This window comes from Exiguobacterium sp. s89 (assembly GCF_018617735.1).
Lineage (GTDB): Bacteria > Bacillota > Bacilli > Exiguobacteriales > Exiguobacteriaceae > Exiguobacterium > Exiguobacterium marinum.
Map to the genome: position 1 here is coordinate 1124822 of NZ_JACSKS010000001.1, position 20941 is coordinate 1145762.

At 46.7% G+C, this 20941-nt stretch carries 17 protein-coding genes, 14 tRNA genes and 2 rRNA genes; 4 read left to right on the forward strand and 29 right to left on the reverse strand.

Going from position 1 to position 20941, the window contains the following annotated elements; genetic code table 11:
- Positions 1 to 15: 15 nt before the first annotated feature.
- Positions 16 to 1107 carry a DUF445 family protein gene (locus KNO96_RS05730; protein ID WP_214702884.1) on the reverse strand — a complete coding sequence of 364 codons (1092 nt, stop codon included), beginning with the start codon at positions 1105 to 1107 and terminating at the stop codon, positions 16 to 18.
- Between the two features lie 69 nt (positions 1108 to 1176).
- Here KNO96_RS05730 and KNO96_RS05735 point away from each other — a divergent pair, with 69 nt between their 5' ends.
- Entirely contained in the window at positions 1177 to 2028 is an 852-nt protein-coding gene (locus KNO96_RS05735; protein ID WP_353047572.1) for a PucR family transcriptional regulator, read from the forward strand.
- A gap of 104 nt (positions 2029 to 2132) precedes the next feature.
- Positions 2133 to 3230, forward strand: a complete 1098-nt coding sequence (locus KNO96_RS05740) for an ABC transporter ATP-binding protein (RefSeq protein ID WP_214700482.1) — start codon at positions 2133 to 2135, stop codon at positions 3228 to 3230.
- A gap of 43 nt (positions 3231 to 3273) precedes the next feature.
- On the opposite strand, the gene KNO96_RS05745 is transcribed toward KNO96_RS05740, so the two are convergent.
- The 3 genes from KNO96_RS05745 to KNO96_RS05755 all read right to left on the reverse strand — a co-directional run bounded on the left by KNO96_RS05745 (position 3274) and on the right by KNO96_RS05755 (position 6533).
- Positions 3274 to 3924: an amino acid ABC transporter permease gene (locus tag KNO96_RS05745; protein ID WP_026826687.1), complete on the reverse strand. Its 651-nt coding sequence runs from the start codon at positions 3922 to 3924 to the stop codon at positions 3274 to 3276.
- Positions 3921 to 4679 (reverse strand): transporter substrate-binding domain-containing protein, encoded by a 759-nt coding sequence (locus KNO96_RS05750; protein ID WP_214702761.1) that lies wholly within the window; start codon positions 4677 to 4679, stop codon positions 3921 to 3923. Before KNO96_RS05750 ends, KNO96_RS05745 begins: the two co-directional genes overlap by 4 nt.
- A 126-nt stretch (positions 4680 to 4805) precedes the next feature.
- Entirely contained in the window at positions 4806 to 6533 is a 1728-nt protein-coding gene (locus KNO96_RS05755) for a phospho-sugar mutase (RefSeq protein ID WP_214702769.1), read from the reverse strand.
- Between the two features lie 99 nt (positions 6534 to 6632).
- Between KNO96_RS05755 and KNO96_RS05760 the strand changes: the two genes are divergently transcribed.
- Positions 6633 to 7448 carry a sulfurtransferase gene (locus tag KNO96_RS05760; RefSeq protein ID WP_034771210.1) on the forward strand — a complete coding sequence of 272 codons (816 nt, stop codon included), beginning with the start codon at positions 6633 to 6635 and terminating at the stop codon, positions 7446 to 7448.
- 16 nt (positions 7449 to 7464) lie between these two features.
- Here KNO96_RS05760 and KNO96_RS05765 read toward each other — a convergent pair whose 3' ends face one another.
- The 4 genes from KNO96_RS05765 to KNO96_RS05780 are packed head-to-tail and all read right to left on the reverse strand — an operon-like array spanning position 7465 to position 13653.
- Positions 7465 to 9897 carry a glycogen/starch/alpha-glucan phosphorylase gene (locus KNO96_RS05765; RefSeq protein WP_214702775.1) on the reverse strand — a complete coding sequence of 811 codons (2433 nt, stop codon included), beginning with the start codon at positions 9895 to 9897 and terminating at the stop codon, positions 7465 to 7467.
- A gap of 22 nt (positions 9898 to 9919) precedes the next feature.
- Positions 9920 to 11353, reverse strand: a complete 1434-nt coding sequence (gene glgA, locus KNO96_RS05770; protein WP_214700477.1) for a glycogen synthase GlgA — start codon at positions 11351 to 11353, stop codon at positions 9920 to 9922.
- 10 nt (positions 11354 to 11363) lie between these two features.
- Positions 11364 to 12557 (reverse strand): glucose-1-phosphate adenylyltransferase subunit GlgD, encoded by a 1194-nt coding sequence (glgD, locus tag KNO96_RS05775; protein ID WP_251124990.1) that lies wholly within the window; start codon positions 12555 to 12557, stop codon positions 11364 to 11366.
- Positions 12499 to 13653 carry a glucose-1-phosphate adenylyltransferase gene (locus KNO96_RS05780; RefSeq protein ID WP_026826694.1) on the reverse strand — a complete coding sequence of 385 codons (1155 nt, stop codon included), beginning with the start codon at positions 13651 to 13653 and terminating at the stop codon, positions 12499 to 12501. The genes glgD and KNO96_RS05780 overlap by 59 nt, the downstream gene beginning before the upstream one ends.
- Positions 13654 to 13808: 155 nt before the next feature.
- Between KNO96_RS05780 and KNO96_RS05785 the strand changes: the two genes are divergently transcribed.
- A complete protein-coding gene (locus tag KNO96_RS05785) occupies positions 13809 to 15596 on the forward strand; it encodes a transglycosylase domain-containing protein (protein WP_214702780.1) in 1788 nt (595 codons plus the stop codon).
- A gap of 41 nt (positions 15597 to 15637) precedes the next feature.
- Here KNO96_RS05785 and KNO96_RS05790 read toward each other — a convergent pair whose 3' ends face one another.
- The 21 genes from KNO96_RS05790 to KNO96_RS05890 all read right to left on the reverse strand — a co-directional run.
- Positions 15638 to 16513, reverse strand: coding sequence for a hypothetical protein (locus tag KNO96_RS05790; RefSeq protein ID WP_214702782.1), 876 nt, complete (start codon positions 16511 to 16513; stop codon positions 15638 to 15640).
- A complete protein-coding gene (locus KNO96_RS05795; RefSeq protein WP_214702784.1) occupies positions 16510 to 17067 on the reverse strand; it encodes a DUF5366 family protein in 558 nt (185 codons plus the stop codon). The genes KNO96_RS05790 and KNO96_RS05795 overlap by 4 nt, the downstream gene beginning before the upstream one ends.
- A gap of 228 nt (positions 17068 to 17295) precedes the next feature.
- Entirely contained in the window at positions 17296 to 17769 is a 474-nt protein-coding gene (gene trmL, locus KNO96_RS05800; protein WP_214702806.1) for a tRNA (uridine(34)/cytosine(34)/5-carboxymethylaminomethyluridine(34)-2'-O)-methyltransferase TrmL, read from the reverse strand.
- A 12-nt stretch (positions 17770 to 17781) separates the two neighbouring features.
- Positions 17782 to 18222 (reverse strand): methylated-DNA--[protein]-cysteine S-methyltransferase, encoded by a 441-nt coding sequence (locus tag KNO96_RS05805; RefSeq protein WP_214702808.1) that lies wholly within the window; start codon positions 18220 to 18222, stop codon positions 17782 to 17784.
- Positions 18203 to 19351: a tRNA epoxyqueuosine(34) reductase QueG gene (queG, locus tag KNO96_RS05810; protein ID WP_214702810.1), complete on the reverse strand. Its 1149-nt coding sequence runs from the start codon at positions 19349 to 19351 to the stop codon at positions 18203 to 18205. Before queG ends, KNO96_RS05805 begins: the two co-directional genes overlap by 20 nt.
- A 67-nt stretch (positions 19352 to 19418) precedes the next feature.
- Positions 19419 to 19489, reverse strand: a tRNA-Gly gene (locus KNO96_RS05815).
- Between the two features lie 6 nt (positions 19490 to 19495).
- Positions 19496 to 19576, reverse strand: a tRNA-Leu gene (locus tag KNO96_RS05820).
- Positions 19577 to 19585: 9 nt separating this feature from the next.
- Positions 19586 to 19659 (reverse strand) — tRNA-Cys (locus KNO96_RS05825).
- A gap of 9 nt (positions 19660 to 19668) precedes the next feature.
- Positions 19669 to 19743 (reverse strand) — tRNA-Gly (locus KNO96_RS05830).
- Positions 19744 to 19747: 4 nt separating this feature from the next.
- Positions 19748 to 19822: transfer RNA gene (locus KNO96_RS05835), tRNA-Gln, on the reverse strand.
- A gap of 7 nt (positions 19823 to 19829) precedes the next feature.
- Positions 19830 to 19905: transfer RNA gene (locus KNO96_RS05840), tRNA-His, on the reverse strand.
- A gap of 16 nt (positions 19906 to 19921) precedes the next feature.
- Positions 19922 to 19992, reverse strand: a tRNA-Trp gene (locus KNO96_RS05845).
- A gap of 3 nt (positions 19993 to 19995) precedes the next feature.
- Positions 19996 to 20079: transfer RNA gene (locus KNO96_RS05850), tRNA-Tyr, on the reverse strand.
- 7 nt (positions 20080 to 20086) lie between these two features.
- A tRNA-Phe gene (locus KNO96_RS05855) sits at positions 20087 to 20162 on the reverse strand.
- Positions 20163 to 20193: 31 nt separating this feature from the next.
- Positions 20194 to 20269, reverse strand: a tRNA-Asp gene (locus KNO96_RS05860).
- Between the two features lie 9 nt (positions 20270 to 20278).
- A tRNA-Met gene (locus KNO96_RS05865) sits at positions 20279 to 20352 on the reverse strand.
- A gap of 16 nt (positions 20353 to 20368) precedes the next feature.
- Positions 20369 to 20443 (reverse strand) — tRNA-Glu (locus KNO96_RS05870).
- Positions 20444 to 20461: 18 nt separating this feature from the next.
- Positions 20462 to 20552: transfer RNA gene (locus KNO96_RS05875), tRNA-Ser, on the reverse strand.
- A gap of 11 nt (positions 20553 to 20563) precedes the next feature.
- Positions 20564 to 20638: transfer RNA gene (locus KNO96_RS05880), tRNA-Asn, on the reverse strand.
- Between the two features lie 8 nt (positions 20639 to 20646).
- Positions 20647 to 20763, reverse strand: a 5S ribosomal RNA gene (gene rrf / locus KNO96_RS05885).
- 94 nt (positions 20764 to 20857) lie between these two features.
- Positions 20858 to 20941 (reverse strand): 23S ribosomal RNA (locus tag KNO96_RS05890); the annotation flags it as partial.

Consider the following 20941-nt stretch of genomic DNA (forward strand, 5'->3'; position numbering starts at 1 on the left):
ATTAGGGTTTCGCCATCACAAGATGGCAATCAACCCTTGGATCAACCCAATCATACCACCTAATAGCGCGCCAAGCCATGTTATTGCCCGAAACTCCCGTTTGGAAATGGATAATACAATTTCTTCTAGGTAGGACGTATCGAGAGATTGAACTTGTTCCTGAACAATTTTATCAATCTTTAATCGATCCATAATCGTCTCCAATTGATTCGTGAAGCGCTCAATGACAAGCGTCACGCCTTGTGGGACGATTTCGTCGACGACACGGGATTCAACAGACTCCGTATATGTCGAGACGGGGCGATCCAACAATTGCGCTATTGGTAAGCGTGAGACTACCTGTTGCACAATGCCATCGATGAGTCGTTTTTCTAATCGTTCGTCCATTAGCGTATCGACTGATTTTTCACTAAAACGCTCAAATTCGCGCGTAATCATCGTCGTCATTCCGTCACGCGTTGACTGACCTCTTAAAATATTGACGATTTCAGGTCGAACCATTTCGACAAAGTTGATGTTTTGAATGAATCCTGCGATAAATCCGAGTCGACGTTGAACAAACGAATCAACCATATGTCGAAGCTGTGCCTCACCTTCCGGAGAATAGAAATATTCTTCCGATTTAACAAGAAGCGCATCAACAATTTCAGGAATGACCGCCCGTACGCGGTCCATCCCTTCTTCCCCAAGTAACTCGAACAACTTTCGTTCCTTTACTTCAGCCATGACGCTCGTTAACTCGTCACGTAACTTGTCATCCGCTAACGTGAGGATGCGTGCCTCCGCGTTCGGGTAGAGGGGTTCTACGAGTTCTCGGACCGTTTTATCCGAGCGCAACATCGCTTGAACTTCTTGCTGAGCAAATTGTGTGATGTGTGTCGTCACTTGATCATCTAGCAATCGCTTTCGCATACCTTCTGGTGTCAACAAGTGTTTGACGACGGTCTTTCCTAAACTGGATGCTAATTCATCCCGTCGCTTCGGAATCAGTCCCGGAGTAAATGGAATCCGGAACGAACCAATATATTTCGGTTCATGTGGTCGGAATAACATTTTAATGGCGAGGAAGTTCGTCACACCCCCAATCGTTGCTCCAATCACAATCATGAGTAAAATCTTCAATATCCCGTCCAAACTGCAAGCCTCCAATCTGAAATATGATACATTGTTGTTGAGGTGATAGTATTGAATACGTTTGATCGTATTAAATCGATATTTCCGGCCGCTGTCTATCGGTCGGAAGATGCATCTGGTGACCATGACTGGTTCGAGACGCAAAACGGTACCGTATTTGGATTACCAACGTTCGAATTAACCGAACGTGAACAGCAACTTCTACGCATGTGGGCGACTCCCATTCTTCAGTCAGACCCTCATCAGCGAAAGTGGCAAGAGCGTTTACAGGATGATACGTTTCGCTTTGAACAACCGTTTCGGCTGATTACCCTTTCGCTTCAAGAAACAGAAGAGGAATCACTCGATTCATTCATCAGCATTGTACACGACTTCATGCCGCATGCTGAAATGATAGTGATGACCCAAAAACATCTCGAACTCATTGAGCAAGACACGTTTGCCGATCTCCAAGAATTTGAGGACGTATTGCGTGCCATTGCGAGCGATTGCTTTATAGAAGCTTATGCCGTGTATAGCGAACGCCCACAAGGCAACCTAGCCCACGTGTATCGTCAACATCAAATACTCATACCATACGCGCGTCTCTCTACTAAAACTTACCCTGCTAGTCAATTATTATACCATTATTTACTACAAGAGCAGGATTCAAAAGAACGAATTCGCCGAATTGCACCATTGCTTGAACCGCTCGACCTGTCAACGATTGAATTGCTCGAATCATTGTTCAGCCACTCGTTGAATGTCTCACATACGGCCAAAGCGCTGTTCATGCATCGAAACACGCTGAACTATCGACTCGATCGCTTGTTCGAGACGACCGGTTATGACGCTCGAAAGTTCTATGACGCTAGTCTCCTTCAACTATTGGTCACGTTGCACAAATCCGACTGACGGTTTTTGTGCAACTTGTCTATATTCAATGCAAGCGGTTTCATCATATAATCATTCTTGTAAGCGCTATTATAAACAAACAGATTCTTTAGGAGGCTAACGACATGGCAGAAATTCGTTTAGAACATATTGAAAAAATTTACGATGGTGGCGTCAAAGCCGTCAGCGATTTTAACTTACACATTAAAGACCGTGAATTCATTGTATTTGTCGGACCGTCTGGTTGCGGAAAATCGACGACACTTCGTATGATCGCAGGCCTTGAAGAAATTTCAAACGGTGACTTTATCATTGATGGGAAACGAATGAACGATGTCGCTCCTAAAGATCGTGATATCGCCATGGTCTTCCAAAACTATGCACTCTATCCACACATGAGTGTCTTTGACAACATGGCATTCGGGTTGAAACTCCGTAAGTTCCCGAAAGATGAGATTGATCGTCGCGTCAAAGACGCTGCACGTATTCTCGGCTTGGAGGAATACCTCGAGCGTAAACCAAAAGCACTCTCAGGTGGACAACGTCAACGTGTGGCCATCGGACGTGCCATCGTTCGTGATGCGAAAGTCTTCTTAATGGACGAACCACTCTCGAACTTGGATGCAAAACTTCGTGTACAAATGCGTAAAGAGATCATCCAACTTCACAACCGTTTGGACACAACTACGATTTATGTTACCCATGACCAAACTGAAGCGATGACACTCGCAACACGTATTGTTATCTTGAAAGACGGCCTTATCCAACAAGTCGGCTCACCAAAAGAAGTTTACGATTACCCGGACAACATCTTCGTCGCCGGTTTCATCGGCTCCCCTTCAATGAACTTCTTCCGCGGTACACTCGCAGAAGGCAAATTCATCACGAACGGGGAAGAAGTCAACGTACCAGAAGGAAAAATGAAGACCCTTCGTGACCGTGGTTATGTTGGTAAAGAGCTTGTCCTCGGGATTCGTCCAGAATCAATCCATGATGAGCCAATCTACATCGACTCGCCAACAACGCATACGTTCAAAGCACACATCGATGTCGCTGAGCTCATGGGATCAGAGTCATACCTCTATGCAGAACTCGGTGGACACCAGTTCACAGCACGTGTCGACGGTCGCTCAAACATCCACATGGGTGACGATGTTGAACTCGCCCTCGATATGACAAAAGCACACTTCTTCGACGGAGAAACAGAACAAGTCATCCGTTAAGCCATACAAAAACCCTCGATTCGTTTGAATCGAGGGTTTTTTATCATCGAATCGCGTAACGCTGTTCGAGTTTATGTTGCCCAGCTTGAATCATGGTCGACAAAATCCAATAGATTGAAGCCGAGAACAAGAGTAACGGCATGACCAGATAGGTTGTGGCCGCAATCTGGTCAGACACGTACGTCAACTCCTGAACCGCAATGACCGTACCAAGCGATGTCGACTTGATAATGTCGATGACCGAGTTCGAGACAGGCGGGATGGCACGAGAGAGCGCTTGCGGGAAAATGATGTCTTTGAAACGCTTCATTTTCGGAATGCCGAGCGCGACACTCGCTTCCACTTGTCCTTTGTCGACAGAGTTAATTGCCGCCCGAAATGCTTCTGAGATATAGGCCGCAAAGTGAAACCCTAATCCGAAGATGAGCGCCTGCATCCCACTGAGTTGCACGAACCCAGTGAGACCGACATACAAAATCAACAACTGGAGCAACAGCGGTGTTCCACGGAAGAACGAGATATATGTCCGTGTTAACAATCGTACAATTTTAATTGGACTACTATGAAGTAAAGCGATGATCAGACCGAGCGCCAAGGCGAGAAGAATCGACAGGACACTGGCGATCAACGTGAGCTGGATGGCTTCAAGATAGACCGAGCGGTTATCTATGACGGTCGTGATCAGTTCATTCATTGACTGATATCCTCACCGAAGTATTTCTCACCGATTTCTTTCATTGTGCCATCTTCTTTCATTTCCGCGAGTGCATCGTTCAACTTCTTAAGAACATCGCTATCCTGACGTGCCATGAATCCAGCTTCACTTGTATTGAAGATGTCACCGACTGCTTTGACGTCATAACCTGTCTTTTCAAGTTCTGTCAAAATAAAGAGACGGTCATTAAGTGCCGCTTCCAAGCGACCGACTTCGAGATCTTGAAGTACTTGGTTTGCCCCTTTGTAGTATTTCACTTCAGCACCTGCTTCTTCAGCCATTTGGGCATAAGCAGAACCTTGTGTCGAGCCGACTAGTTTGCCATCAAGGTCGTCAATTCCTTGAATATCATTGTTGTCCGAAGCGACGATGACTTGTGCACCCGACACGGCATACGGATCAGTAAATGCATATTTCTCTTCACGCTCAGGTGTGATGCTCATTTGGTTGGCAATCATATCAATGCGTTCTGCATCGAGAGCCGGGACGAGTCCCTTAAAGTCCATTGCCTCGTATTCAACTTTATAACCGGCACGTTCTGCCGCCTCATTCAAGACATCGATATCATATCCCATCAATTCACCTTTGTCTTTATATGTGAAGGGTGGATAAGTCGCCTCTGTCCCGACAGTAATGACCGATTCGTCCGCTCCACTTCCTGTTTCATTGCCACAAGCTGCGAGAAGCCCTACTGAAGCTCCAAGTGCCAATACTGTAGTTAACGTTTTTCTCATGATGATTCCGCCTTTCTTATAATCCTTATATGATTACACGGTTTTAAACAATAACCTCATCATACTGGCGGAGTGTCTTCATGTCAAACAAAAAACATCACCCTATTTCTAGAGTGATGTTCGGTATCAATCAATCGCTTTCGCCTGTTGCATGACGTCCGCTTCAATCGCTTCACGTTTTGCAGTCGTTTTGTCGGCACGATCCGCATGTACACTGAAGTAGAACTTGATTTTCGGCTCTGTTCCAGACGGACGAAGGCAGAACCATGACCCGTCCGCAAAGATGAATTTTAAGACGTTCGATGATGGCAATTCGATGGCTTCAGACTTACCGGTCTGCAAGTCAGTCGCCACTTGCTTCTTATAGTCTTCGAAGCGAACGACCTCGTATCCCCCTACTTCTTTTGGCGGATTGGCACGGAACGCTTCCATCATCCGTCCGATTTGTTCGAGACCAGCCTTTCCTTTCAACGTCATCGACTGTAACGATTCTTCATAGAACCCATACTTCTCGTAAATCGACTGCAACGCATCATAAAGCGTGCGACCATGTTGTTTATGATAAGCCGCCATCTCCGCTGCGAGTAAACAAGCCTGAACGGCATCCTTATCACGGCAGAAATCCCCAATCAAGTAGCCATAGCTTTCTTCATAGCCGAACAGGAACTCATATTCTCCAGACTCTTCATACTGTTTAATTTTCTCACCGATGAATTTGAATCCGGTCAGCGTGTTTTCAAGATGCACGCCGTATGCTTTCGCAATGGCGGCACCAAGTTCGGACGTGACAATCGTCTTCGCGACGAACCCGTTCGATGGAAGCGTCCCCGTTTCACTCTTCTGTGAGAGGATATATTCCATCAATAGCGCACCTGTCTGGTTTCCCGTCAAGACGAACCAATCACCATCTTGTCCGCGCACGGTCAAGCCGACACGGTCGGCATCAGGATCGGTCGCCATCAGTAAATCAGCACTGACACGATCCCCGTATTCCATTGCTAATTTAAACGCCGCCTTTTCTTCCGGGTTCGGATAACTGACTGTTGGGAACGCGCCATCTGGCTCTGCTTGTTCTTCTACAATCGTCACATGGTCAAATCCATACGCCTTCAACCCTTCCATGACTGGACGGCGTCCCGTCCCGTGGAGCGGCGAATAGACGATTTGAAGGGAACTGTCCTGTACGTCACGATGAATACGGATTGACTGGAGCGCCTCCATATACGCTTCATCGACTGATCGGTCGACTGTGACGAGCAAACCCGTCTGACGAAGCGTTGCCTCATCTTTGATTTCAATCGTCAGCTCATCTTCAATCGCATTGACGTAACTGACAAGTTCATCCGCTTCCACCGGTGGAAGCTGTCCACCGTCTGCCCCATATACTTTGAACCCGTTATACTCAGGGGGATTGTGGCTAGCTGTGATGACGATCCCGCCGAATGCATCAAGATGACGTACCGCAAATGAGAGCTCAGGTGTGGCGCGCAAACTTGGGAACAAGTACGTTTTGATGCCGTTTGACGCGAGCGTCCGCGCCGCCTCTAACGCGAACTCCGGAGAAAAATGACGCGAGTCATGGGCGATGACGACGCCGTGACGCTTCGCCTCTTCTCCTGAGGATGAGATAAAATCAGCAAACCCTTGAGACGCTTTTCGAATGGTATACATGTTCATTCGATTTGCACCCGGTCCAATTTCTCCCCGCATCCCGCCTGTCCCGAACTCCAGCGTCTTATAAAATGCATCTTCTAACGTTGACTCATCTTTTGCGAGTTCTTCAAGTTCCGCACGCAAATGCGGTTCAAGTCCATCAAATTGACTCCAACGTTCATATGTTTGTTGCCATGTCATGGTTTATTCCCCTTTCAACTTAAAAAAATCAATCGAAGTACTCGCCAATTGCTTCAATCTTGTATACGATGAGAGTAATGAAACCTCGAGGTGATATTAATGTTTCCAACAATGCGTGCCCAAGAATTAAAACAAATCGTGCATACGAACTCGATTCGTTTCATCGATTGCCGATATTCGTTAAACGACGCGTCCTATGGTAAATACGTTTATGGACAGGGACATCTTCCGAACGCCGTCTTTCTCGACTTGATGGAAGACTTGTCTGGTCCACTCGGTGAACATGGTGGACGTCATCCGCTCCCTTCAAAAGAGGCATGGACGTCAACGCTTCGTCGCATCGGCTTGAAAAAAGATGATCTTGTCGTTATTTATGATGACGGTTTTCCGTATGCAGCCCGTGCATGGTGGCTCTTTAAATGGGCCGGTCACGAGCGGGTCGTCGTCCTAGAAGGCGGAATCCAGTCGGGAATCACCTATTGCGGTGATACCACGACGGAAATTCCACACTATAAGTCGAGTGACTATACGCCGGACTTCCAAGACGACATGATTGCCACACTCGAAGAAGTAAGAGCCGCCACAAACGGTAAACTTTACGATTCTAGATCAGAAGATCGCTATAACGGCGTACACGAACCGATAGACCAAAAAGCAGGACACATTCCGAACGCATTGCTTTGCTCATATGCAGAAGCTATTACAGAGCTCGGCACATTAGAAGACTTTCACGATTTGAAAGAACTTTACAAAGATGTTCTTCCTGTCGAGAACCCCATCTTTTATTGTGGGAGCGGTGTGACCGCCTGCGTCAATATTTTAGCGCTACATGCTCTCGGTAAGGACGATGTCCGGCTCTATCCAGGATCATATTCCGATTGGGTCAGCTATCCAGAAAACGAGGTCCACCCGTAACGGGTGGATCGTTTTTTTATTTCACGCTCGTCGGTTTGATATTCCAAACTGCGTTTGCATACTCCGTGATGGTTCGGTCACTTGAGAAGATGCCCGATTTCGCCGTATTGACAATTGAGCTCTCTGCCCAACGCGCACAATCACCGAACATCTCGTCGACACGTCGCTGTGCTCGCATGTAAGAGATAAAGTCTTTTAAGACTAAGAAATCATCGTTGTAGACGAGAAGTGAATCGAAGATGGACTGGAATTGATATTCGCCTACCTTATCGAATGTCCCACTGACGAGACCATCGACGACATCCTTGATTTCTTGGTGTGCGTGATACATCTCCGCTGCATGATACCCTCCGAACTTTTTATAGTTCATGACTTCTTGTGGAGATAATCCGAAAATGAAGATGTGATCATCGCTGACGGCATCACGAATCTCAATATTGGCTCCGTCTAACGTTCCAATCGTTAAAGCACCATTCATCATGAACTTCATGTTGCCGGTACCCGATGCCTCATAGCTTGCAGTCGAAATTTGTTCACTCAAATCAGATCCCGGGAAAATCCGTTCAGCCATTGAAACACGATAGTTTTCAAGGAAGATGACTTTGATGAATTGACTTGCTCGCTTATCCTTGTTGATTAATGTCGCAAGCGCATTGATGTAACGAATAATTTCTTTCGCATAATGATATCCTGGTGCCGCCTTTGCGCCAAAGATAAACGTTCGGGGAACCATCGTGAACGTCGGATCTGCTTGAATCTTCAAGTAGAGCGCGTGGATATGAAGCGCGTTTAGCAACTGTCGCTTATAGGCGTGTAGACGCTTGACTTGCACATCAAAAATCGAATGCGGATCAACCGTTTCTCCGGTCTCCGATTGAATGTAAGCTGCCAAATCGAATTTATTTTGTTGCTTCACATCCATCACTTTTTCTTGAAAACTCTTATCTTTTGAGAAATCCATCAGCTTTTCCAAATCATTTGGATGCTCAATCCACGAAGGACCGATTGCTTCTGTGATGACCTCAGATAACCGTGGATTCGATTTTAAGAGCCAGCGACGATGGGTAATCCCGTTCGTCTTGTTGTTAAATCGCAGTGGGAAAATCTCATATAAGTAACGCATCTCACGCTGTTTCAAAATATCGGTATGGATTTGTGCAACCCCGTTCGTCGAATGAGAGCCGACGACGGCCAAGTTGGCCATATTGATATGCTCATTCGATACGATTGCGATTTCACCCATATGTGATTCGAGATGGGGATAGTTGACCAGGACGTCACGACAGAAACGTCGATTGATTTCTTCGATGATCTGATAGACACGTGGCAATAGCCGCTGGTACATCTCAACCGGCCATTTTTCAAGTGCTTCTGCGAGTAACGTGTGGTTCGTAAACGACATGACGCTCTTCGTGATTCGCCACGCTTCCTCCCATCCGTATCCATGCTCATCCATCAAAATTCGCATTAATTCAGGGATTGCAACAACCGGGTGCGTATCATTGATGTGAATCGCATAATGATCGCCCAATTGTTTGAGAGATTTATTACCTTTTAAGTAAGAAGCAAGCATCGACTGGATTCCTGCCGACACGAAGAAATACTGTTGTTTCAAACGAAGTACTTTTCCTTCATAAGTCGTATCATCCGGATATAAGAATTCCGAAATGGTCGCAATCGACTGTTTATGTTTTAACAAGTCTTTATACGTCCCTTTCGTTTTTTCTAAATAAGCCTCATCGTCAAGGGGCGATTCAGCGTTCCAAAGACGCAACGTATTCACAACGTCATTCTGATAACCGATGACTGGCATATCGTACGGGACCGCTTTGACAACTTCATCAGGATGATGGACGACACGCAATCGGTCTCCGATTTGCTTCATCTCGATCCATCCACCGAAGTTAATGTCGACCGCCTTATCCTGACGTCTCGTTTCCCACATGTTTCCGTCACGGAGCCAATTGTCCGGTAGTTCGACCTGATATCCATCCACAATCTTCTGTTTGAAGAGACCATAGCGATATCGAATCCCGTTCCCGTGCCCGGGCAAACTGAGTGCGGCCAACGAATCAAGGAAGCAAGCTGCTAAACGACCGAGCCCCCCGTTCCCGAGACCAGGTTCCGGTTCCAACTCTGAGATATCGGTAAAATCGTATCCGAGATCCTCAAGTCCTTCTTTGACGAGTTCTAATACGTCTAGGCTTAACAAGTTATTGTACAGGAAACGGCCTAATAAAAATTCAAGTGAGAAGTAGATGACTTGCTTACTATGCTTTTCTTCTTGACGGTCTCGCGTATGGATCCATTTCGGCATGGCCTGTTCGCGCACCATCGTTGCCAATGTTTGATACACTTCCTGCTCTGTCCCATCCTCAATCGACTTTCCATTCAATGCGATAAATCGTTCTTTAAATGCGCCGACAAAGCTCTGTTTATCTGTGAACATAAATCAAATTAGCTCCTTCCAATCATGCGAATAAATGATATAACTCACGATATTGCTTGGCGGATTGTTTCCAGCTGTAGTCCGCGGTCATCGCCTGATGGACGAGGGCATCCCAATTTTCTTTCTCGGAATAGACACGAATCGAGTATTCGATTGTCGCCAACATCTCATGGGCATTATAATTCATGAACCCAAATCCGGTCCCTTCTTGCGTGAACTCGTTATACGGCTTCACCGTATCCCGCAGTCCGCCCGTCTCACGTACGATGGGCAATGTGCCGTATCGCATGGAAATCAGTTGACTGAGTCCACAAGGTTCGAAACGTGACGGCATTAAAAAAGCATCCGCCCCAGCATAAATCAAGTGCGCGAGTTCGATATCAAAACCGATATATGAACCGACCGTTCCCGGATGTGCTGCCGTCATCTCGTGAATGATTCCCTCATATTCCGGTTGTCCCGAACCAAGAAATGCGAATTGACAAGGCAATTGACCGAGTTCTTCACGGACAGCGTTTATTAAATCGAGTCCTTTTTGGTCAACGAGTCGGCTGACAAAACCGATTAGCATGACATCGTCTCGTACCTCAAGACCGAGACGCTCTTGTAACGCTCGTTTGTTGGCGACTTTTCCTTTTTTATACGTATCCAAATCATACGTCTGTGCAATACGAGCATCCGTACTCGGGTCATTCGTCGACAAATCAATGCCGTTTAAAATTCCTCGTACATCGACAGCGCGATGACGCAGGGCTCCATCTAATCCTTCACCGTAATATGGCTCCATGATTTCATCGCGATAAGATGGACTGACTGTTGTGATTTGATCTGAGTGGACGATTCCTGCTTTCATGTAATTGACGAGACCGTTATGCTGAATACCTTCAGCCGTAAAATGTTCAGGACCGAACTGTAGTAGCTCTCCCAAAATCTCTTCAGGGAAGACTCCTTGATATTGCAAGTTATGGATTGTGTAGACGGTACGAATATGTTGATACGCTTCAATATGTTGATAATGGATTCGTAAAAATGCTGGTAAAATCCCTGTCTGCCAATCATGACAATGAAGGACATCGGGCACATCTTCTATCTTTCCAATCATCTCGAGTACAGCTCGCGAGAAGAACGCGAATCGCTCTGCATCGTCAAAGTGTCCGTATAAAACACCATCACGTTTAAAGTAATACTCGCTATCAATGAAATAATAGTTGATGCCATCCCGCTCTAATTTTAAGACCGCACCAAACTGCTTGCGCCAACCGACCGGAACGATTAGGTCGAATAAATACTCCATCTCGTCCACATACTCTTCAGCAATCGATCCATACTTCGGCATGACGACGCTAACCTCTTCTCCTAAATCCGCCACCGCTTGAGGGAGGGAACCGACGACGTCGGCTAGCCCCCCCGTCTTCATGAACGGTGCCGCTTCTGAAGCAACATACCAAATTTTCATAAAATCCTCCTCACACCACTGTTCGTTTTGCGATGACAATCGGTTCGTCGATTGTACCTCGAATGACCTGTCCTCGTTTTACGACCACTTCTTTATCAAGGATCGCATTTTCGACAACAGCCCCTTCTTCAATGATTGACTTCGACGAAATGATAGAATTCTTGACGCGAGCATGCTTACTTACTTGAACACCACGGAAGAGAATACTGTTTTGAACTTCCCCATGAATTTTACATCCGTTCGCCACGAGTGCTTCATTCACTTTCGAACCTTTCAAGTAACGAGTAGGTGGTTCGTGCTTGATTTTCGTATAAATGTGCGGGAAATCGTAAATAATCCCTTCTCCACGGAGCAATCGCATACTTTCATTATAGTAAGAAAGTACAGAATGAATGACTTGCATTTTCCCGACATAATGATAACCGTGAACGTGTAAACGGTGGAGTTGTGGACGAATGACGCCATCTAATAAATCATATTCACCTTTAGACGTCGCTTCGTCAACGAGCCGCATGAAGAGATTCTTTGACATAATAATTGTCTCTGTATATGAATACTCATCATCTGGTGAAAAGCCTCGTTCTGACACGCCGACGACACGATCGTTCTCACCGAGACGAATCGGGCGACAGTAACCACATTTCTGCTCATGTGTTGTATAAGCAAGTGTGATATCCGCACCAATCGATTTGTGATGTTCGAGCATGTCGTTATAGTCAATCGTCGTCAGCACGTTCGACCCTGTAATAACTACATACGGTTGCTTGCTACGAATGAAATGTTCACGGTGCATCGAAAAGTTTGCCAAATCCCCAAGATACGCTTCACCGTCTGGTTTTAATGCCGGAGGGAAGATGTGAAGACCACCTTGAGAGCGATCTAAGTCCCACTCTTTTCCTGATCCGAGGTGGTCCATCAAGGAGCGATACTTATCTAATGTAAAAATCCCGACTTGACTAATATTTTGCGTAATCATATTCGTCAACGTGAAATCAATCAGGCGATATCGTCCTGAAAAAGGGACTGCTGCTAAATTGCGATGTCCTGTAAATTCTGGAAACAATCCTTGTTCCGTTCCTAAGTTAATGACCCCTAATAAATCGTTCGTCAACAGTAACGCCTCCTTGCGTATCTCTTTACTTGTTTCAAACCCGTTGTTTGAAGACGGTTCCGCTTTCGATGTTTTCATGTGGTTCAATAACAACGATTTCACCACCTGGCTCACCGACTGTCGCACCATCTTCAATGACTGCACAGCTCGCGACAATGGCTCTGTGAATTGTTACATCCTTCCCAATTCTAGCCCCCGGCATAATCACGGAGTCTTTGACGAGTGAGCCTTCTTCGACACGGACGTCATAAAATAGAACCGAGTGTTGTACTTCCCCTTCGATATGACACCCTTCATTGATCACAGACTGTTCGACACATGCATCTTTTCCGATATACTGAGGTGTCTGATTCGGGTTGACCGAATAGATTTTAAAATCTGGGTCATACAAATCAAATGGAGGGTCTTCCTCTAAGAGGTCCATGTTCGCTTCCCAAAGTGATTGAATCGTCCCAACATCTTTCCAGTATCCTTTGAACTTGTAGGCGAAGACGTCAAGCCCTTGGAGAAGCGTATTTGGAATGATGTTCTTCCCGAAGTCAAAGCTCGACGTCTCATCTTCAGCATCTTTAATTAAATGCTCTCGTAAGACTTTCCAGTTGAAGATGTAGATGCCCATCGATGCCAAGTTACTCTTTGGATCTTCAGGCTTTTCATCAAACTCATTGATTCGAAGGTCATCCGCTGTGTTTAAAATACCGAATCGTGATGCTTCGTCCCATGGTACTTCCATGACAGAGATGGTCACATCGGCTTGTTTTTCTTTGTGGGCCTCGAGCATCTTCTCGTAGTCCATTTTGTAAATGTGATCTCCTGATAAGATCAAGACGTAATCCGGATCGTAAGCGTCGATGTAGCTCAAGTTACGATAGATCGCATTAGCTGTTCCTTCATACCAATTTTTCCCCGACTGTGCTTGATAAGGTGGAAGAATCGCCAATCCTCCATTGCGACGATCTAAGTCCCATGCTGTCCCGATTCCTAAGTAACGATTCAATTCAAGTGGCTCGTATTGCGTCAATACCCCGACTGTTGTGATTCCTGAGTTCGTGCAGTTTGACAATGGGAAATCGATAATTCGGTACTTTCCGCCGAAATTCACGGCTGGTTTCGCCGTTTTTCGCGTGAGAGGCCCTAATCGTTTTCCTTCTCCTCCCGCAAGGAGCATCGCAACCATTTCTTGCTTCATAAATAATAAGCCTCCTCAAAATCGTAATATACAACCTCTTTTACCCTTTTTCGCTCTTTCCTAAAGTATTCCTTCTCGAATTATTATATGATAACGTTTACATTTTTTATTTTTTTATAAATTTGACGATATAATGAATAGAAAGAGGTGATTGGATGAGAGCTTGGATTGGAACTTTATTTTTCGCTGGACTTTTAGCGACTTCCTTAACACTCACAAACGCATTGAAAGAAGAGATTGATAAAACTGAAGAGATTTTATCGTGGGGAGAAGAACTGGTGTCGGCGCAACCACTCTCGTCGAAACAAGCCATCACACTCGCATACAATGGTGGGGAACAACAAATTTATTTGGCTGGCCGTAGAAATGATGTAACTCCAAAGGCGTTGCCTAAACACATTCAAGAAGCCATCATGACTATTGAAGACCGTAAATTCAATGCTCATCCCGGTTATGATTTGAGCGGAATCGCCCGTGCGTTTATCAATAACGCGAACGAGACATCCGTTCAAGGTGGGAGCACGATCACACAACAGCTCGCACGAAACGTCTACCTCACACATGAGCGAACATATGAACGAAAAGTGAAGGAATTGTTAATCGCTCAAGCGCTTGAAAAAAACTATAGCAAAAAAGAAATTTTAACAGCTTATAGCAATGTCATATTCTTTGGACATAACGTATATGGGATTCAATCTGCGGCTGATACATACTTTTCAAGGCCGCTCGCTGATTTGAATTGGAATCAACTGGCCTATCTGTTGACGGTACCGAATAATCCGTCCCTTTATGACCCGCTCAATCCTACAGAAGCCTATTTTGAACGCAAGGACCGGATTTTGACACAATTGTTTGAAGCAAGTATCCTCTCAAAGAGTGCCTACGACCAATATTATGGTGTAAAACTACAAGCTTCGTACCGTAATCAAACGATTCAATACCCGGACTATATGGATACAGCCGTCCGCGAGGCGATTCAATTGGTACGTACGCGCTATGACTTGGACGATACCGAAGCAAGAGATTATTTATCTACCCATGAAGCAACGATTGAGACTTACTTATCGACAGGAAAACAGAAACAAGCAAAACGGGTGATGAGTCAACTTCCTCCCGGGCTGAACGGAGGCTATACGGAACTGACACCTCAAGGACGAATCGTGGCAATGGTCGATTCAGAAATGACACAAGTCGGTGAGTTCAACCGGGCGACACAGGCGTATCGCCAACCAGGATCAGCCATTAAACCAATTCTCGTGTTCGCACCATTTATCGAAGACACTGGTGCGACGCTTGACACAGTACTCGATGGACGACCGACCTGCTACGGTTCGTATTGTCCCGGGAATAGCCACGACCGCGTGTTAGGTGATGTCTTATTAAAGGACGCGGTCGCCTACTCGTATAACACACCTGCTCTCGCCGCCTTCTCAACGATTGATCAAGAGCGGGCGTATAAGACGGCAGACATGATGTTCAGTCAATGGGATGAACAGGATGAGAACTTAGCTAGCGCTCTTGGTGGACTCACACAAGGAGTCTCTCCAAGAGAACTGGCAGCCGCCTACACACCGTTCTTAAACAAAGGTGTCTATACATCAGGACATACGATCAAACAAATCAAATTCAAGTCCGGGGAGCCGACATTGACTCCAATTCTGACCGAAGAGGCCATTTGGTCTACGGATACCATGGACGTGATGAAGAAAGCATTATCGACCGTCACCACGTACGGGACGGGACGCTATGCGAATCGAGTGAAAGACGACTACGATTATCTCGGAGGCAAGACGGGAACGACAAACGACAATAAAGACATGTGGTACGTCGGACTGACCGACCGCACCATCACCGCCATTTGGCTTGGTGCCGACACACCTCGTCCGTTCCCAGAACTCGCCAACCGTGCGTATCCAGCGATTGTTTGGACGGAGTCGCATTAAAAAGGAGTCAGCCGCTGAAAAGTGGGCTGACTCCTTTTGTTCTATTTCCGACGTTCAATCTGAAGTCGATATGCTCCCCAATGTTCCTTCAACTCGTCGTGATCGATCAGTTTCCAAGGGTTGAAACGAACTTGACCATGCTTGTTGAAATAGAGTCCATCTCTCACACAGTAACTCGCATGAATCAGTTGCCCTTGGTCGTTCCAAAACGTCAGGACGTCATTCGACCTTGGCGCATCATCCTTCACGGTTTCGTACCCACTTCGCTTTAGTGTCTGAAGGAATGTCTCCGGATGAACCCATTGGTGAACGATTTGTTCGTTTCCTGTGACCGCAAACAACGTCGCTGCGAGACAGTTACTTCCTTCCTGGATTGGAAACCGATTTGCATAGTCCGCAAGATACGAGGCAATCGAGTCATCACAGTGTTCCCCTTCCCAACGATCCCACTCCTTCGCATAGTCGAGCAGAAGAGAATGACGCATCTCGATGTCGAGAGCATTCCAATTTTGCGAATGCAAGACGATGACATGCGTGCCGTCCTTCTCTACAATCGCCTCATTCGATAGACGTTTCATCTGCTCGTCCGATATCGGCAAAACGAGACCGCGATTTGTCATCACTTGATATTCCAATAGACGTGTTTTGACATGACCCTGCAACTCCGCCAAAAAACCAGAGAACGCATGGATGATATGGGTCACCTCCTGACCCATCTGCCATGTCACATACGGATTCGTAATTCCAGGTCTTAAGTAAATAGGATGAGTGACAAATTCTTGTCTCGGGATAATAAGACAGGATGCCGGTAAATCATCGAGGAACGAGGAATCAATCCAATACAATGTTTCCTCAGGTACGAATGAATGACACCATGCTTCCATCACATCAAAGGTCGGTTCAAAGCATTCTTTCATAAGATGATATCTCCGACAGAATTAAACAAGCGAAGGACCGACCAACCTAACCCACTGATCAACGTCGCCCACATGAAGGCCTGCATGAGCAATAAGCCGATGGCACGTGGGACAGACATCGATTGGCTCACCTGCCAGACATAGTAAAAGAGATACATCAATAGCGTTCCGACGAGGACGGCGATGACAGCGAGCAACGTGTTCAAAAACAGAAAGCTGATTCCTGAACCGATGAGGAAGATGATGGCCCCAGGCTTCAACCGATGAAGTGACGTCCCATTCGTCTCCCGCGCAAAAAAGGCGAAACCGAGTTGATTGAACGTATCGGCAACCAACTTGAATGCGCTAAACAACATAAAGAAAATCGTAAAGAATACGACGAGCACAAGCACTTTTGTCTCTTGCACGGATAACAGTTCGATGATTTCACTATATACGCCAATTTGATTCAGCCATTGGATCACATACTCGGATGTCGCGATCGCAAGTGACATGGAAAACAAAATAATTCCGATGAGTGGGGCATAGCTCAGTAAGTACACATTCGTTTTCATGTTCCTTCTCCAATTTCACAGTAATTTCTTATATTCAGTGCAATTCTACTAACAAGTATATTATACTATTCATAGTTATGGAGAATAAAAGGGGGATTTTTGGATGGGCCTATTATTGATGGTTGGAATCAGCGTCGTCTTCCTCTCAGCAATTTTGACAGCTGGATATAACCGTAAACCTGAGGGTAACGAATAAGAGCCGGGATTCTTACGAATCCGGCTCTTTTTTTATTTCAACCCTGCGTATCCTTGCTGGCGAAGGGCTTCATATACAATGATGGCCGCCGTATTCGATACATTTAACGAACGGACGAGATTCGATTGCGGCAGGCGGATGCAACGATTTAAATTGTTCTCGATGACTTCCATCGGCAAGCCTTTCGTTTCACGACCAAAGACGAAGAAGTAGTCACCTTCTACATCAGAGACGTCTAAATCACTCGGATATTGTTCCCCGTACTTCGTGATATAAAAGAACTGTCCATCCGGATGCTTCTCCCACAGTTCTTCTAACGAGTCGTGATAACGGACATCGACAAATTGCCAATAGTCGAGACCGGCGCGCTTTAGCATCTTATCGTCCGTCGAGAAGCCGAGCGGACGAATCAGATGAAGGACCGAGTTCGTCGCCGCACACGTACGTGAGACGTTCCCAGTATTTGCTGGTATTTCTGGTTGAAACATTACGACATGAATCGCCATGATTGATTTCCCTCACTTTTTCATTTCAAATTCTAGAAGACGTTGTTTCTCGGACAACCCTCCCGCAAAACCGACAAGCTTTCCACTGCTTCCGATAACGCGGTGACACGGAAAGAGAATCGGCAATGGATTCCGATTGAGTGCTTGACCGACGGCGCGAACGGCTTTCGGTCGCCCAATTTGCTCGGCAATTTGTTTATATGTTCGTGTCTCGCCATACGGAATGGTCAATAAAGCATCCCATACGTCCTGTTGAAATGGTGTACCGTTCATTTCGACGTAGGCACGATCTGCTTCTTGAAACCCTGTCTGCTCGACTCGCAACATGAGATCTCGCAACCACCGAGGTGCTTCTTCTGTCGGTTCATGCGTCGTGAACTCAAGAGCCGTCAGCTTGCCTGCTGCGTTTAATTCATACGCTAACGGTCCCCATTTAGACGACACGATCTTCATGTGCCCACTCCTCTCGATAGATGCGAATCTCTTCATGTACCATGTCAGACGTTTCATTTTGTTCAATCTCTTCAAACATCGAATCGGCATCCGGTCCGAGAATCGCACCGATGGCCCACACCGCCGTCGCACGCATATCCTCGCGTTCATCTTGTTTAATGAACTCACGTAAAATCGGAATCGCAGAAGGTTCTCGATAGTGCGCGAGTGCTAAAATCGCATTCCGTTGAATCGGTTTCTTCCCACGCCATGCGCCCGACAAATGTCCGAACTTTTGTTTGAACTCCCGGTTGCTTAATGCCAAAAGCGGCTCTAAGAGCGGTTTGACAATCTCAGCTTCCGGTAACAATTCTTCATGGTGGCGCCAGTCTTTTTTACGATTGTACGGACAGACTTGCTGGCACGTGTCACATCCATATAGGCGACCGCCAAGTTTCGACCGAAACTCCCTCGGCATCAACGTCTTCATCTGTGTGAGATAGGCGATGCAGCGCTTTGCATCGAGGACACCCGGCTCCACAAGGGCCGTCGTCGGGCAGGCCGTCATGCATTTATCGCAATCTCCGCATCCGTCTTCAATCGCTTCATCCGGTGGTAAGTATACATCTAAAATCATTTCCCCCAAATAAAGATAGGATCCCTTCTCAGGAGAGATGATGGAACAGTTTTTACCACTAAACCCGATTCCCGCACGTTCTGCGACAGCTCGGTCTACGAGTTCACCCGTATCGACCATCGAACGCGTCCGCACGCCTGGAACCAATTCTTCGATATACGCTTGGAGTTTTGCCAACCGATCGCCGACCGCCCGATGGTAATCGAGTCCCCACGAAGCACGAGCAAACAATCCTCGTCTCTCACCAGAGACACTACGGGGCGCATCCTTTAATTTGCTTGGGTAGGCGATGGCAATCGCAATGATTGACTGTGCCTCTTCAAGCAGGAGTTCAGGATTCGTCCGTTTCTCTAAATCCGGTTCTTCGAATCCGGAGGCAAATCCTTTCTCTTGTTGCCGAATGAGTCGTTGTTTCATGACGATGAACGGATCAGCTGTCGTCACTTTCAACTCGTCAATGCCGATAGTCTCGGCGTACTCGAGGATTTGTTGTTTTAATGTGTACGGGTCCATTCCGTTCACCTCCTTTATATATTTTCGCATACAAAAAATCTCTCCGCCACTCGGCAGAGAGATATGAAGCGGGTGAAGAGAATCGAACTCTCGTCATCAGCTTGGAAGGCTGAGGTTTTACCATTAAACTACACCCGCAGAAAGTACCGGTGGTCGGAGTCGAACCGACACTCCAGAGGAACACGATTTTGAGTCGTGCGCGTCTACCAATTCCGCCACACCGGCATATTATGTTGGAGGCGCCAGTCGGAATCGAACCGACGATAGAGGAGTTGCAGTCCTCTGCCTTACCACTTGGCTATGGCGCCAAAAGTCATTGGAGCGGAAGACGGGATTCGAACCCGCGACCCCGACCTTGGCAAGGTCGTATTCTACCACTGAACTACTTCCGCAAAATGGCTGGGCTGGAAGGGATCGAACCTACGCATGTCGGAATCAAAATCCGATGCCTTACCACTTGGCTACAGCCCAATAATAATGGGGCGACTGAAGGGAATTGAACCCTCGAATGCCGGAATCACAATCCGGTGCGTTAACCACTTCGCCACAATCGCCATGATGAAATTAAAACAGGGGCAGCAGGAATCGAACCCGCGCTGACGGTTTTGGAGACCGTAGTTCTACCGCTAAACTATGCCCCTAAGTGGTGGGGGGGGGCGGATTCGAACCGCCGAACCCGAGGGAGCGGATTTACAGTCCGCCGCGTTTAGCCACTTCGCTACCCCCCCACATATATGGTGGCTTTGGACGGAATCGAACCGCCGACACAAGGATTTTCAGTCCTTTGCTCTACCAACTGAGCTACAAAGCCATATGTAGTATGATTGATTTAAAAATAAAAATGGCGGTCTCGACGGGATTCGAACCCGCGATCTTCTGCGTGACAGGCAGACATGTTAACCCCTACACCACGAGACCGGACAATAATTGCGGGGGCTGGATTTGAACCAACGACCTTCGGGTTATGAGCCCGACGAGCTACCAGACTGCTCCACCCCGCGACGATATAAAATTAGATGGTGACCCGTACGGGATTCGAACCCGTGTTACCGCCGTGAAAGGGCGGTGTCTTAACCGCTTGACCAACGGGCCATTACATATTTGAAAAACTGGCGGAGAGCAAGGGATTCGAACCCTTGAGACGGTTTTGCCGCCTACACGAATTCCAATCGTGCTCCTTCGGCCACTCGGACAGCTCTCCAAAAGAGAAAGTGGCTCCGCAAGTAGGATTTGAACCTACGACCTACCGGTTAACAGCCGGTTGCTCTACCACTGAGCTATTGCGGAACGATCTTGCCTGGCAACGTCCTATCCTCACAGGGGGAGATCCCCCAACTACTTTCGGCGCTGAGACGCTTAACTTCCGTGTTCGGCATGGGAACGGGTGTGGCCGTCTCGCTATCGCCACCAGACAAATATGATATTAACATTATTTTAACATAATGTCAACATTTTTTTGAGATTGTTCTCTCAAAACTGAGGATTCATCAACACAAACCATTAGACTAGATCAAAGCCTCGACCGATTAGTATCATTCAGCTCCACGTGTCACCACGCTTCCACCCATGACCTATCTACCTCATCGTCTC

What these genes read in the sequence shown, in the direction of transcription:
- KNO96_RS05750 (WP_214702761.1), bottom strand. Translation starts at nt 4,679, where the DNA reads ATGAGAAAAACGTTAACTACAGTATTGGCACTTGGAGCTTCAGTAGGG.
- trmL (WP_214702806.1), bottom strand. Translation starts at nt 17,769, where the DNA reads ATGGCGATTCATGTCGTAATGTTTCAACCAGAAATACCAGCAAATACT.
- glgA (WP_214700477.1), bottom strand. Translation starts at nt 11,353, where the DNA reads ATGAAAATTTGGTATGTTGCTTCAGAAGCGGCACCGTTCATGAAGACG.
- KNO96_RS05755 (WP_214702769.1), bottom strand. Translation starts at nt 6,533, where the DNA reads ATGACATGGCAACAAACATATGAACGTTGGAGTCAATTTGATGGACTT.
- KNO96_RS05765 (WP_214702775.1), bottom strand. Translation starts at nt 9,897, where the DNA reads ATGTTCACAGATAAACAGAGCTTTGTCGGCGCATTTAAAGAACGATTT.
- KNO96_RS05795 (WP_214702784.1), bottom strand. Translation starts at nt 17,067, where the DNA reads ATGAAAACGAATGTGTACTTACTGAGCTATGCCCCACTCATCGGAATT.
- queG (WP_214702810.1), bottom strand. Translation starts at nt 19,351, where the DNA reads ATGGACCCGTACACATTAAAACAACAAATCCTCGAGTACGCCGAGACT.
- KNO96_RS05780 (WP_026826694.1), bottom strand. Translation starts at nt 13,653, where the DNA reads ATGAAGCAAGAAATGGTTGCGATGCTCCTTGCGGGAGGAGAAGGAAAA.
- KNO96_RS05785 (WP_214702780.1), top strand. Translation starts at nt 13,809, where the DNA reads ATGAGAGCTTGGATTGGAACTTTATTTTTCGCTGGACTTTTAGCGACT.
- KNO96_RS05805 (WP_214702808.1), bottom strand. Translation starts at nt 18,222, where the DNA reads ATGAAGATCGTGTCGTCTAAATGGGGACCGTTAGCGTATGAATTAAAC.
- KNO96_RS05740 (WP_214700482.1), top strand. Translation starts at nt 2,133, where the DNA reads ATGGCAGAAATTCGTTTAGAACATATTGAAAAAATTTACGATGGTGGC.
- KNO96_RS05730 (WP_214702884.1), bottom strand. Translation starts at nt 1,107, where the DNA reads ATGATTGTGATTGGAGCAACGATTGGGGGTGTGACGAACTTCCTCGCC.
- KNO96_RS05760 (WP_034771210.1), top strand. Translation starts at nt 6,633, where the DNA reads ATGTTTCCAACAATGCGTGCCCAAGAATTAAAACAAATCGTGCATACG.
- KNO96_RS05790 (WP_214702782.1), bottom strand. Translation starts at nt 16,513, where the DNA reads ATGAAAGAATGCTTTGAACCGACCTTTGATGTGATGGAAGCATGGTGT.
- KNO96_RS05745 (WP_026826687.1), bottom strand. Translation starts at nt 3,924, where the DNA reads ATGAATGAACTGATCACGACCGTCATAGATAACCGCTCGGTCTATCTT.